11 protein-coding genes are annotated in these 13,474 nt (G+C 60.9%); 4 read left to right on the top strand and 7 right to left on the bottom strand.

All coding sequences use genetic code 11. From position 1 onward, the window contains the following. Positions 1-34: 34 nt before the first annotated feature. The 6 genes from AAIE04_RS08750 to priA all read right to left on the bottom strand — a co-directional run bounded on the left by AAIE04_RS08750 (position 35) and on the right by priA (position 7,536). On the bottom strand, positions 35-952 hold the full coding sequence (locus tag AAIE04_RS08750; RefSeq protein WP_498576801.1) for a 1,4-dihydroxy-2-naphthoate polyprenyltransferase: 918 nt from the start codon (positions 950-952) through the stop codon (positions 35-37). A gap of 96 nt (positions 953-1,048) precedes the next feature. Continuing rightward, positions 1,049-2,383, bottom strand: coding sequence for an ATP-dependent protease ATPase subunit HslU (gene hslU, locus AAIE04_RS08755; protein ID WP_004931086.1), 1,335 nt, complete (start codon positions 2,381-2,383; stop codon positions 1,049-1,051). A 12-nt stretch (positions 2,384-2,395) separates the two neighbouring features. After that, a complete protein-coding gene (hslV, locus tag AAIE04_RS08760) occupies positions 2,396-2,926 on the bottom strand; it encodes an ATP-dependent protease subunit HslV (RefSeq protein ID WP_498576802.1) in 531 nt (176 codons plus the stop codon). 102 nt (positions 2,927-3,028) lie between these two features. Further along, positions 3,029-3,955: a cell division protein FtsN gene (gene ftsN / locus AAIE04_RS08765; RefSeq protein ID WP_498576803.1), complete on the bottom strand. Its 927-nt coding sequence runs from the start codon at positions 3,953-3,955 to the stop codon at positions 3,029-3,031. Between the two features lie 65 nt (positions 3,956-4,020). Continuing rightward, positions 4,021-5,049 carry a DNA-binding transcriptional regulator CytR gene (cytR, locus tag AAIE04_RS08770; RefSeq protein ID WP_019452238.1) on the bottom strand — a complete coding sequence of 343 codons (1,029 nt, stop codon included), beginning with the start codon at positions 5,047-5,049 and terminating at the stop codon, positions 4,021-4,023. A gap of 291 nt (positions 5,050-5,340) precedes the next feature. Further along, positions 5,341-7,536 carry a primosomal protein N' gene (gene priA, locus AAIE04_RS08775; RefSeq protein WP_025160369.1) on the bottom strand — a complete coding sequence of 732 codons (2,196 nt, stop codon included), beginning with the start codon at positions 7,534-7,536 and terminating at the stop codon, positions 5,341-5,343. A 201-nt stretch (positions 7,537-7,737) separates the two neighbouring features. On the opposite strand from priA, the gene rpmE reads away from it, so the two are divergent. Next, entirely contained in the window at positions 7,738-7,953 is a 216-nt protein-coding gene (gene rpmE / locus AAIE04_RS08780) for a 50S ribosomal protein L31 (RefSeq protein ID WP_004931078.1), read from the top strand. A gap of 77 nt (positions 7,954-8,030) precedes the next feature. Here the strand turns inward: rpmE and metJ are convergent, their stop codons facing one another. Then, positions 8,031-8,348: a met regulon transcriptional regulator MetJ gene (gene metJ / locus AAIE04_RS08785; RefSeq protein ID WP_004931076.1), complete on the bottom strand. Its 318-nt coding sequence runs from the start codon at positions 8,346-8,348 to the stop codon at positions 8,031-8,033. A 304-nt stretch (positions 8,349-8,652) separates the two neighbouring features. On the opposite strand from metJ, the gene metB reads away from it, so the two are divergent. From metB to metF, 3 genes are all read left to right on the top strand, one after another. Then, positions 8,653-9,813, top strand: coding sequence for a cystathionine gamma-synthase (gene metB, locus AAIE04_RS08790; protein ID WP_498576804.1), 1,161 nt, complete (start codon positions 8,653-8,655; stop codon positions 9,811-9,813). A 2-nt stretch (positions 9,814-9,815) separates the two neighbouring features. Then, positions 9,816-12,251 carry a bifunctional aspartate kinase/homoserine dehydrogenase II gene (locus tag AAIE04_RS08795; protein ID WP_025160368.1) on the top strand — a complete coding sequence of 812 codons (2,436 nt, stop codon included), beginning with the start codon at positions 9,816-9,818 and terminating at the stop codon, positions 12,249-12,251. Positions 12,252-12,479: 228 nt separating this feature from the next. Next, entirely contained in the window at positions 12,480-13,376 is an 897-nt protein-coding gene (gene metF, locus AAIE04_RS08800; protein WP_019452242.1) for a methylenetetrahydrofolate reductase, read from the top strand. The last annotated feature ends 98 nt before the right edge of the window (positions 13,377-13,474 follow it).

Raw genomic sequence — 13,474 nt, forward strand, 5'->3', positions numbered from 1 at the left:
CCTTTATTCGCCCTGTTGGCAAAATCATCAGTTTTTAACTGAGCGCCACGCCGATGGCGAACAGCAGGTTGGCCAGCAGCGCCGCCTTGACCATGTGCTCCAGCATTGGCCGCATGCCGACCGGTGTCGGATCGCGCAGCACGCGCAGGCCGTGGCGCACCAGCAGCGGGATCGCCAGCACGAACAGCCAACCCCACGGGCCGTGGAGATTGAACAGCGTAAACAGCGCGAAACACAGCACCGCGCCGCCGAGCAACAGGGCATGGTAAATGCGCGCCTTGTGCGGGCCGAGACGCACCGCCAACGTGTTCTTGCCGTTCTCGCGATCGCTCTCGATATCGCGCAGATTGTTGATGTTGAGCACCGCCGTCGCCAGCAGGCCACAGGCGGTGGCCGGCAGCATCACGACGCTGTCGAAAGTGTGCGTTTGCAGATAGTAGGTGCCGGCCACGCTCAGCCAGCCGAAGAATACCAACACCGAGATGTCGCCCAGCCCCAAATACCCGTAGGGCTTGTTGCCGACGGTGTAGGTGATGGCCGCCACGATGGACAGCCCGCCCAGCACCAGGAAGCCCACCACGTCGCTGGGTTGCTCGCAGGCGACGGCGATCAGCGAACAGCCGGCGAGGGCGATCAGCACCACCGTCACCACCAGCGCCCGTTTCATCTGCGCCTGGGTGATCATGCCTTTTTGCATGCCGCGCAACGGCCCGATGCGATCTTCTTTGTCGCTGCCTTTGACCGCATCGCCGTAGTCGTTCGCCAGGTTGGAGAGGATCTGCAGCAGGCCGGCGGTCAACAGCGCCAGCAGCGCCACTTCAGGTTTCAGGCTGCCGTGCCAGGCGGCGATCGCCGAGCCGACCACGATGGAGGCAAAGGCCAGCGGCAGGGTGCGGGGGCGTAGACTTTCCAGCCAGGCGGAGATCGGAGTGGTGGAGGTTGATGAGCTCATGTTTCGCTTCTGTCAGTAAGTTGCGGTGTCCGTTAGAAATAATTGTGGGAGGCAATGCCTCCCACACAGATGACTGACAAGACAATGATTGAGCGATTATAGGATAAAACGACTCAAATCTTCATCCGCCACCAGTTCATCCAGATGACTGCGCACGTAATCCGCATCAATTGTAATGGATTGGCCATTAATTTCACTCGCATCGTAGGAAATATCTTCCATCAGACGCTCCAGCACGGTGTGCAGACGACGCGCGCCGATGTTCTCGGTGCTTTCGTTGACCTGCCACGCGGCTTCGGCGATGCGGCGGATGCCGTCGGCGGTGAACTCGATATTGACGCCTTCGGTGCCCATCAGCGCTTTGTACTGCTCGGTCAGCGACGCGCTCGGCTCGGTCAGGATGCGCTCAAAGTCTTCGGTGGTCAGCGCCTGCAGCTCAACGCGAATCGGCAGACGGCCCTGCAGTTCCGGGATCAGATCCGACGGATTGGCGGTCTGGAACGCGCCGGAAGCGATGAACAGGATGTGATCGGTCTTCACCATGCCGTGCTTGGTCGACACGGTGCAGCCTTCCACCAGCGGCAGCAGATCGCGCTGCACGCCTTCGCGCGAGACGTCCGGGCCGGAGCTTTGGCCGCCGCGCTTACAGATTTTGTCGATCTCGTCGATAAACACGATGCCGTGCTGTTCAACCGCTTCGATCGCCTGCTCTTTCAGCTCTTCCGGGTTCACCAGCTTGGCGGCTTCTTCTTCCACCAGCAGCTTGAAGGCTTCTTTGATCTTCAGCTTGCGCGGTTTTTGCTTCTGGCCGCCGAGGTTCTGGAACATCGACTGCAGCTGGTTGGTCATCTCTTCCATGCCCGGAGGCGCCATGATTTCCACGCCCATCGGCGCGGCGGCCAGATCGATCTCGATCTCTTTGTCGTCCAGCTGGCCTTCGCGCAGTTTCTTGCGGAATGCCTGGCGGGCGGCGGACGGCTCCTGGTTTTCTTCCGGCTGGCCCCAGTTGTTCTTGGCCGGCGGGATCAGCACGTCGAGAATACGCTCTTCGGCCAACTCTTCGGCGCGGGTGCGGTTTTTCTCGATCGACTGCATGCGCACCATCTTGATGGCGGCATCGGTCAGATCGCGGATGATGGAGTCCACTTCTTTGCCCACATAGCCCACTTCGGTGAACTTGGTGGCTTCAACCTTGATGAACGGCGCGTTGGCCAGCTTCGCCAGGCGGCGGGCGATTTCGGTTTTACCGACGCCGGTCGGGCCGATCATCAGGATGTTTTTCGGGGTCACTTCGTGACGCAGCATCTCGTTGAGCTGCATTCGGCGCCAGCGGTTGCGCAGGGCAATGGCGACAGCGCGTTTGGCCTTGTTTTGGCCAATGATGTAGCTGTCCAGTTCGCTGACGATCTCGCGCGGAGTCATTTCAGACATGGTATTCGATCCTTACGCTTTGGAAGGCAATTCTTCAATGGTGTGGAAATGGTTGGTGTAAATACAGATGTCGCCGGCGATGTTGAGGGATTTATCAACGATGTCGCGGGCGCTCAGCTCGGTATTTTCCAACATGGCGCGGGCGGCGGCCTGAGCGTACGGGCCGCCGGAGCCGATGGCGATCAGATCGTTTTCCGGCTGCACCACATCGCCGTTGCCGGTGATGATCAGCGAAGCGGTTTCATCGGCGACCGCCAACAGCGCTTCGAGCTTGCGCAGCATGCGGTCGGTGCGCCAGTCTTTCGCCAGCTCGACGGCGGCTTTCACCAGGTGGCCCTGGTGCATTTCCAGTTTGCGTTCAAACAGTTCAAACAGCGTGAAGGCGTCAGCGGTGCCGCCGGCGAAACCGGCGATCACTTTGTCGTTATACAGGCGACGCACTTTCTTGACGTTCCCCTTCATCACCGTATTACCCAGGGTTGCCTGGCCATCACCACCGATGACGACCTGGCCGTTGCGGCGTACGCTTACAATTGTTGTCACGAGCAGACCCTCGTTAAAGACGGAAAGAAGTCCCCGCAGCGCCTGCTTTCGCAGACGCTACGAGGCATATTGACAGTATAGATGGGGGGGGATTGACGCTTTTCAACCCCCAACGGAGAGGGGAATGCAACTCGACATGCCGACGCCCTTCAGGCGCGAAAGGGTTTTGTCCGCGGCGGCGCGGCTGCTGTACGGGCCGAGCACCACGCGATTCCAACCGCCGCCGGCGGTGATGCGGCTCTCGATGCCCTCGAACGCCAGGCGCGCCCGCACGGATTCAGCCTGATCGGTGGCGCGGAACGAACCGCATTGCACCATCCACTTCTGTTTCGATTCCGGTTTGGTTTCCTGCTTCACTTCCGGTTTGGGCTCCGGCTTCGGTTGCGGTTGCGGCTTCGGCTCAGGCTGTTTCACCTGTACCGGTTGCTGGGTGGCCGGCTTCGGCTGCTGGTGCTGCTGCACCGGCGCAGTGGTGGCGCCGTTGTTGAACGGGTTGCGCGGCGCCTGGGTGACCTGCTGCGGTTGCTGTACCGGCTGCTGCTGCATTTGCTGTTGTTGCATCTGCTGCTGCTGGCGATTGCTGCGCGCGTTGGCCTGGCCTGGATCGTTATACGGCACTTCGTTCAGCTGCGTCGGGCGCTGCTGCATGTCGGCCTGCATCTGCTCTAGCAGTTGCCGTTGTTCGGCGGTCAGCTGAGTTTTGGAATTGAGCTCGCCGCCGGCCGTCGGCTCGGTCGGAGTTTGCACGCCGATCTGCCGGTTTTCCAGTTCTTTGATATAACGCCAGCGCTCTTCCGGCTTCGGCGGCAGGCCGTTGCCCGGGCGCGTGGTGTGCGCAGGCAACAACGGCGCGTCTTCCGGCTTGTTGTGCGTAATGAAATAGAGGCCACCGACAAAGATAACCAGCAACGCGGCGGCTAACGCCAGCACGGTTTTGGAAACCTTCGGAGAACTGCGTTTTTTACGGCTGGGGGTTTTACGCTTAGCTCCTGCTGCGCGCCCACGGCTTACATAGTCTTTTTGTGCCACTATTATTCCGCTGTGTCCTGATGAGAGGATAAGTCCGTCATGTTACTGAACCCTAAAATATTTGACTAGCGTTTCGGGGCAGCGGTGCTGCCTCTGATAATCAATTCACTGTCCAATAGCCGGGAGCCGCTGGCCACCGTTTGGCCGTTCAACTGCTCCAGCAGCAGCAACATCGCCTGCTGGCCGATCTGGAAGCGCGGCTGCGCCACCGTGGTCAGCGGCGGATCGCAATACTGCGCCAGCTTGAGGTCGTCAAAGCCGACGATCGACAGATCCTGCGGTACCCGCAGCCCCATTTTTTTCGCCTGGGACAGCACGCCGATCGCCATGACGTCGCTGTGGCAGAACACCGCCGTCGGCGGTTTCGGCTGAGCCATCAGCATCGCCAGCGCTTGCGCGCCGGCTTCGTAGGTAAAATCACCCCGGGTAATATAGCTGCTTTCGACGGTAATGCCATTACGACGTAGCGCTTGAACGTAACCCTGCAGCCGATAATGGCTCAATGGCATCTGTTCCGGCCCGGCGACGCAGGCGATCTGCCGGTGGCCCAGCTGATGCAAATAATGCACGGCTTCAAAGGCGGCGGTCAGGTTGTCGATATGCACCGTCGGCAGCTCCAGCTCGGGAGCGAACTCGTTGGCCATCACCATCGGCGGCAGGTTGCGCTGCTCTTCCTTGCTGGCGTCGAACGGCAGGTTGGAGCCCAGCAGCAGCATACCGTCGATCTGCTTGGTGATGATCAGATTGACGAAGGTGCGCTCTTGCTGGTTCTGCTGCGCGCAGTCGCCGATCAGCACCAGATAGCCTTGCTGGGCGGCGGTCTGTTCGATCCCCTGGATCACGTCGGCGAAAAACGGATCGCAGATGTCGGGTACGATCACCAGGATGGTGCGGGATTCGTTGCGCTTGATATTGCGTGACAGAGCATGAGGAGAATAACCCACGGCCAGGACGGCCTGTTCCACTTTCTGGCGCGTCGGCGTTGACACCTTTTCCGGGTTCATCAGCGCACGCGATACGGTAGCCGTTGAAACGCCCGCCATTTCGGCGACGTCTTTCATGGTCGCCATGGATAACTCTTTCTTGTGTTCCAACGCCTTTCTCCTTGCGTCAGCGCCATGCCGACGCCGCTACTGCTGTTTGCTCACAATGTCCGGCATGCGGTGGCGGGATTGTTGTCATTGAGCGCCACTCGCGTTCGGGCACTCCGTCGCGCTGCGATGTGGCGACAAAATTTGCCCTCGCAGACATTCTAAACAGAATACGCCCCGCCTTTGTTACCTAATTTGCATAAAAAATGTGACCTGAGAAGGTTTTTTAGCGTTCGCTCGCAATTTAAAGGGTAAACGTTTGCACTGCGGCAGCTAAATCGGACTTTTCCGGGATCAACTGTCGATCGGATCGACATCCAGCGTCCATTTCACCTTGCGCGTTTGCGGCAGGGTGCCGATCAGCGGCAGCGAACTTTTCATCAGCTGTTGCAGGACGCGCCGCGCAGGATGCTGCAGTAGCAGCTGCCAGCGGAAACGGCCGCCGCGTTTGGACTGCAGCGCCGGCACCGGGCCCATCACCCACAGCGAATCGTCCTTCAGCGGGCTGGCTTCCAGCAGGTTGCGCAGCTGTTGCAGGAACAGCGGGGCCTGCTGGTTATCGTGATCTTCGGCGCGCACGATGATGTGGCTGGTATAGGGCGGCAGGAACACGCTGTTGCGCTCCGCCAGCGTCTGTTTGGCGAAGGCGTCGTAACCCTGTTGCAGCAGCACCTGCAGCAGTGGGTGCTCTGGATGGTGGGTTTGCAGCAGCACTTCCCCCTGCTTGCCCGCCCGGCCGGCGCGCCCGGAGACCTGGGTGTACAGCTGAGCGAAGCGCTCGGCGGAGCGGAAGTCGGCGGAGAACAGCGCGCCGTCGACGTCCAGCAACGCTACCAGCGTGACGTCGGGAAAGTGGTGGCCCTTGGCCAGCATCTGCGTGCCGATCAGAATGCGCGCTTCGCCGCGATGGATATCCGCCAGGTGCTGTTCCAACGCGCCTTTACGGCTGGTGGTATCGCGATCGATACGGGTGATCGGCGTGTCGGGGAACAGCGGCGCCAGCTCCTGCTCCAGTTGTTCGGTGCCGACGCCGACCGACACCAGGTGGGTCGAGCCGCATTGCGGGCACTGGTGCGGTACCGGCCGCTGGCTGTCGCAGTGGTGGCAGCGCAGCTGGCGCTGATGCTGGTGGAAGGTGTAGTAGTGATCGCAGCGTTGGCACTCGGCGATCCAGCCGCACTCGTGGCACAGCAGTGCCGGGGCGTAACCGCGGCGGTTAAGGAACAGCATCACCTGATTGCCGGCTTTTAAATGGTGCTGCATGCTTTTTAAAAGCGGCTGCGACAGGCCGACCTTCAGCGGCAGCCCTTTCAGATCTATAAGGTGCTGCGCCGCCGGTTTGGCGTTGCCCGCACGCTGGGTGAGCTTCAGCTGGCGATATTTGCCCAGCTGCACGTTGTGCAGCGTTTCCAGTGCCGGCGTGGCGGAGCCCATCACCATCGGGATGTCCTCTTCCCGGGCGCGGAATACCGCCAGATCGCGGGCGTGGTAGCGCCAGCCTTCCTGCTGTTTATAAGAGCTGTCGTGCTCTTCGTCGATGATGATCACGCCCAGCTGGCGGAACGGCGTGAACAGCGCCGAACGGGTGCCGATGACGATGGCGGCTTCGCCGCTGCGCGCGCGCAGCCAAACCGCCAGCCGCTCGCTGTCGTTTAGCCCGGAGTGCAGCACGTCCACCGGCGCGTTGAAGCGCTCGCGAAAACGGGCGATGGTTTGCGGCGTCAGGCCGATTTCCGGCACCAGCACCAGCGCCTGCCGGCCTTTGGCCAGCACGTTCTCCAGCACGCTGAGGTACACCTCGGTCTTGCCCGAGCCGGTCACACCGGCCAGCAGCCAGGCGGCGAACTGTTCATCCTCGCTTCTGATCGCCCCGACGGCGGTGGCCTGTTCGGTATTCAGCCGCAGCCGCTCGCCGAGCACCGCGAAGTTGGGGCGCCAGTCTTGCGTGTCCGCGACCTGAGCGCGCAGATCGATCAACCCTTTGGCGCGCAGCGCCTGCAGAGCGCTTTCCGTCAGCTCCAGCTGACTGACCTGATGGCGATAGACCGGGCGTTGCAGCAGCGCCGCCAGCGCCTGCTGCTGTTTCGGCGCGCGTTTCAGACTGTCGGGCGGCGTGGCACGCCCTTGCTCGGTGGCGAACCACTGCCATAGCGGCGCGGCTTCGGCAGGTTTGCCTTGCCGCAGCAGGATCGGCAGCGCGTGGAACAGTACTTCGCCGATAGGATAATGGTAGTAATCGCTGGCCCAGCGCAGGATGCGCCACAGGCTGGGGGAGAACAGCGATTCGCTGTCGATCACGCTGTCGATCGGTTTGAGCTTGTCCAGCGGCAGTTCGCTGGTGTCGCTGCAGCCGGTGACGATGCCGATCGCATGCTGCCTGCCCCAGGGCACGCCTACGCGCGCGCCGGCCACCGGCTGCATGCCGGGCGGCAGCAGATAGTCGAAGGTGCGGGCGAGGGGGACCGGCAAAGCAACGTGTACGACGGGCATGATCTCATCCAAATTGAAAAAAAAGAGGGCATCAGTTTACACGGCGCATCGGCAAATGTACGGTTCCGATTGCGCGCCCCGGCTAATGCTGTATAATTTGCCGCCTTTGGTATAATTCGATACCAAAATTCTATTATCAACCACGTGTGGTGTCTGGCGAAACAGGGCTGGATAGCGACACGGCCTTAACTGAGGTTTCCCATGAAACAAGGTATCCACCCAAAATACGAAGAAGTTACTGCTAACTGCTCTTGCGGTAACGTGATGAAGATCCGCTCCACCGTGGGCCACGATCTGAACCTGGACGTTTGTGGCGCATGCCACCCGTTCTACACTGGCAAGCAGCGTGACGTTGCTACCGGTGGCCGCGTTGACCGCTTCAACAAGCGTTTCAGCGTACCAGGCGCTAAGAAATAAGATTTCTTATCGTCCGATGAAAAAGGCGCCTTGGGCGCCTTTTTTCGTTTCTGCCGCCGGCGTTCGCCGGGCGGTTCTCAATATTCCCAGGTATCGGGATCGACACCCAGTTCGCGCATCAACGCTTTTGCGGCTTCCGGAATTTCATCGCTGCGCTCTTTGCGCAGGTCTTCATCATTCGGCAGCGGCTGGCCGGTAAAGGCATGCAGAAACGCTTCGCACAGCAGTTCGCTGTTGGTGGCGTGGCGCAGGTTGTTGACCTGGCGACGGGTCCGTTCGTCGGTGAGGATTTTCAGGACCTTCAGCGGAATGGATACCGTGATCTTTTTGACTTGCTCGCTTTTTTTACCGTGTTCAGCGTAAGGGCTGACATACTCGCCGTTCCACTCAGCCATGGGACACCTTAACTTTGTCAGAAAAATTACAAAATTCTAAAAACCGGGCAATTATGCCCGATCTTCACTGTTCTCACTAAATAAATGTCAATTTTACGCGACCAGGGTCACTGAATGCCCCGCTTCGGCCGGGCATTGTGGCTCAACATCTTATCGTCATGTCATATCGGTATAATTTTAGCGGGTATTGTGCCATTGCTCAATCTATACGCAGAGAAGTTTAGATGTCCAGATGTATTGACGTCTATCAATCCTGCGATTACTCTTTAGGCCTCATTCACCGAACCGAGAGCCGAGCGAGCCCATGACGCGTAAACCAGCCACGATTGCCGTACGCAGCGGCCTGAACGACGACGAACAGTATGGCTGCGTTGTCCCGCCGATTCATCTGTCCAGCACCTATAACTTTACCGACTTCAACCAACCCCGAGCCCATGACTACTCGCGCCGCGGCAACCCGACGCGCGACGTGGTGCAGCGCGCGTTGGCGGAGCTGGAAGGCGGCGCCGGCGCGGTCATGACCGGCAGCGGCATGTCGGCGATCCATCTGGTGACTACCGTGCTGCTGAAGCCCGGCGATCTGCTGGTGGCGCCGCACGACTGCTACGGCGGCAGCTATCGGTTATTCGACAGTTTGAGCAAGCGCGGCGCCTATCGGGTGCTGTTCGTCGATCAGGGCAATGAAGAAGCCCTGCAGCAGGCGCTGGCGCAAAAGCCCAAGCTGGTGCTGATTGAAAGCCCCAGCAATCCGCTGCTGCGGGTGGTGGACATCGCGGCGATCTGCACCGCCGCGCACGCGGCGGGTGCATTGACGGTGGTGGACAACACCTTCCTCAGTCCGGCCCTGCAACAGCCGATCGAACTCGGCGCCGATCTGGTGGTCCATTCTTGCACCAAATACCTGAACGGACATTCGGACGTGGTGGCCGGCGCGGTGATCGCCAAAGATCCCGAGCTGGCGGTCGAACTGGCCTGGTGGGCGAACAACATCGGCGTGACCGGCGGCGCGTTCGACAGCTATCTGCTGCTGCGCGGCATGCGCACGCTGTCGCCGCGCATCAAGGCAGCGCAACAAAACGCCGAAGTGATTGTCGGCTATTTACAGCAGCAACCGTTGGTGAAAAAGCTGTATCATCCTTCCCTGCCGGAAAATCCGGGGCATGAGATCGCCCGCCGGCAGCAGCGCGGTTTCGGCGCGATGCTGAGTTTTGAACTGGACGGCGATGAAGCGGTGCTGCGCCGTTTTCTCTCTGCCCTTGAGCTGTTTACTCTGGCAGAATCGCTGGGCGGCGTAGAAAGCCTGATCTCGCATGCAGCGACCATGACCCACGCCGGTATGGCGGCGGAGGCGCGGGCAGCGGCCGGCATCTCCGAGAGCCTGCTGCGCATTTCCGTGGGTATTGAAGACAGTGAAGATTTGATTGCCGATCTGGAACGCGCTTTCCAGGCGGCGGCAACGAGGTAAGCATGAATGCAATTGCTGTAGCAGGGCCGGTGAGCGGGCGTCAACTGCACAAGTTTGGCGGCAGCAGTCTGGCGGATGTGAAGTGTTATCTGCGTGTGGCCGGGATTATGGCGGAATACAGCCAGCCAGGCGACATGATGGTGGTATCGGCCGCCGGCAGTACCACCAACCAGTTGATCAACTGGCTGAAGCTCAGCCAGAGCGATCGCCTGTCTGCGCACCAGGTGCAGCAGACGTTGCGTCGTTATCATAGCGATCTTATCGGCGGCCTGCTGCCGCCGGAAAGCGCCGAGCCGCTGATCGCCGAATTCATTCAGGATCTGGAACGTCTGGCGGTGCTGCTGGACGGCAAAGTCGACGACGTGTGCTATGCCGAAGTGGTCGGGCACGGCGAGATCTGGTCGGCGCGCCTGATGGCGGCGGTGCTTAATCATCTGGACATGCAGGCGGCCTGGCTGGATGCGCGTGATTTCCTGCGCGCCGAGCGCGCCGCGCAGCCGCAGGTGGATGAAGGCCGTTCTTATCCGCTGCTGCAACAATTGCTGGCCCAACATCCGGGCAAACGCCTGGTGGTGACCGGCTTCATTTCGCGCAACGACGCCGGGGAAACCGTGCTGTTGGGGCGTAACGGCAGCGACTACTCCGCCACTCAGGTCGGCGCGCTGGCCGGTGCTGCGCGCGTCACCATCTGGAGCGACGTAGCCGGGGTATACAGCGCCGATCCGCGCAAGGTGAAAGACGCCTGCCTGCTGCCGCTGCTGCGTCTGGACGAAGCCAGCGAGCTGGCGCGTCTGGCTGCGCCGGTGTTGCACACCCGCACTCTGCAGCCGGTCTCCGGCAGCGATATCGACCTTCAGCTGCGTTGCAGCTACCAGCCGGAACAGGGCTCGACGCGCATCGAGCGCGTATTGGCTTCCGGCACCGGCGCCAAGATTGTCACCAGCCACGACGATGTGTGCCTGATTGAACTGCACGTCGCCGCTCAGCATGATTTCAAACTGGCGCAGAAAGAGCTGGATCTGGTGCTCAAGCGCGCGCAGATCAAACCGCTGGCGGTGGGGATCCACCCTGACCGCAACCTGGTGCAGCTGTGCTACACCTCCGAGGTGGTCAATAGCGCGCTGGCGACGCTGCAGGCCGCAGCGTTGCCGGGCGAGCTGCGCCTGCGCGAAGGGCTGGCGCTGGTGGCGATGGTCGGCGCCGGGGTGTGCAAGAACCCGCTGCACAGCCACCGTTTCTATCAGCAACTGAAAGATCAGCCGGTCGAGTTTATCTGGCAGGCGGAAGATGGCATCAGTCTGGTGGCGGTATTGCGCCAGGGGCCGACCGCGCTGCTGATCCAGGGGCTGCACCAAAGCCTGTTCCGCGCCGAGAAGCGCATCGGTCTGGTGCTGTTCGGCAAGGGCAACATCGGCTCGCGCTGGCTGGAGCTGTTCGCTCGCGAACAAACCAATATTTCCGCGCGCAGCGGTTTCGAATTTATCCTGGCGGGGGTGGTGGACAGCCGCCGCAGCCTGCTGAATTACGACGGGCTGGACGCCAGCCGCGCGCTGGCGTTCTTTGAGGACGAAGCGCAGGAGCTGGACGAAGAGTCGCTGTTCCTGTGGATGCGCGCGCACCCGTTCGACGATCTGGTGGTGCTCGACGTGACCGCCAGCGAAGAGCTGGCCGGGCAGTATCTGGACTTCGCCAGCTACGGTTTCCACGTGATCAGCGCCAACAAGCTGGCGGGTGCCTCGTGCAGCGCGACCTATCGCCAAATTCGCGACGCCTTCGCCAAAACCGGCCGCCACTGGCTGTACAACGCCACCGTCGGCGCCGGCCTGCCGGTCAACCACACGGTGCGCGATCTGCGCGACAGCGGCGACAGCATTTTGGCGATCAGCGGCATCTTCTCCGGTACGCTCTCCTGGCTGTTCCTGCAGTATGACGGCACGGTGCCGTTTACCGAGCTGGTGGATCAGGCCTGGCAGCAGGGGCTGACCGAACCGGATCCGCGGGTCGATCTCTCCGGTCAGGACGTGATGCGCAAGCTGGTGATCCTGGCGCGCGAAGCGGGCTACGACATCGAGCCGAATCAGGTGCGGGTCGAGTCGCTGGTGCCGGCGGGCTGCGAGCTGGGTTCCGTCGATCAGTTCTTCGAGAACGGCGAGGCGCTGAACCAGCAGATGCAGCAGCGCTTTGAGGCCGCCAGCGAAATGGGCCTGGTGTTGCGCCACGTGGCGCGTTTCGACGCCAACGGCAAGGCGCGGGTCGGCGTTGAGGCCGTGCGTCCTGAGCATCCGCTGGCCTCGCTGCTGCCGTGCGACAACGTGTTCGCCATCGAGAGCCGCTGGTATCGCGATAATCCGCTGGTGATCCGCGGGCCGGGCGCCGGTCGCGACGTGACCGCCGGGGCGATCCAGTCAGACCTTAACCGGTTGGCGCAGCTGCTTTAATCCTCTGCGGGCGCGGGTTCACCGCGCCCCTTTGCTTTTCCTGCCATACTTATCCTTGTCGCTATCATGAAATTCCCTCTTTGAGCGGGTGAGGATTAATCATCTTATTCCCCTCATTTTCCTGTTGACTCTTTAGCCAACATGCGGCATTTTCTATCTAGACGTCTAAACGTATAGACGCTCATCAAGATGAAATAAAAACAGTGATCGAGAAGAGGTGAGCAGGGTATGAGTTTTTTCCACGCAAACCAGCGGGAAGCGCTGAATCAGAGTCTGGCGGAGTTGAACGGCCAGATTAACGTATCATTCGAGTTCTTCCCGCCACGCACCAGCGAGATGGAAGAGACCCTGTGGCAGTCGATCGATCGTCTGAGCATCCTCAAACCTAAATTCGTTTCCGTCACCTACGGCGCCAACTCCGGCGAGCGCGATCGCACCCACAGCATCATCAAGGGGATCAAGGAGCGCACCGGCCTGGAGGCTGCGCCGCACCTGACCTGCATCGACGCCAGCCCGGCTCAGTTGCGCGACATCGCGACCGACTACTGGAACAGCGGCATCCGCCATATCGTGGCGCTGCGCGGCGATCTGCCGCCGGGCGGTGGTAAGCCGGACATGTATGCGACCGATCTGGTAGCACTGCTGAAAGACGTGGGCGACTTCGATATTTCCGTCGCCGCCTACCCGGAAGTGCACCCGGAGGCGAAGAGCGCGCAGGCAGATTTGATCAACCTGAAGCGCAAGATCGACGCCGGTGCCAACCGCGCCATCACCCAATTCTTCTTCGACGTTGAGAGCTACCTACGCTTTCGCGACCGCTGTGTCGCCGCCGGCATCGACGTGGAAATCGTGCCGGGCATTCTGCCGGTGTCCAACTTCAAGCAGCTGCAGCGCTTCGCCACCATGACCAACGTGCGGGTGCCGAGCTGGATGACCAGCATGTTCGAAGGGCTGGACGACGATGCGGAGACCCGCAAGATGGTCGGCGCCAACATCGCCATGGACATGGTGAAGATCCTCAGCCGCGAAGGAGTGAAGGATTTCCACTTCTATACCCTGAACCGCGCCGAGATGAGCTACGCCATCTGCCACACGCTGGGCGTGCGCCCGGTGGCCGCCGCCTGACACTGGCAGGCCTGTTCCCATGAAGAAAGGGCGTCGCTTTATCGCGGCGCCCTTTTTTGTGGGGGAAGGCATAAAAAAAACGGCCCCGGTAAACGGGG

The organism is Serratia sp. Ae19-1 (assembly GCF_059801225.1).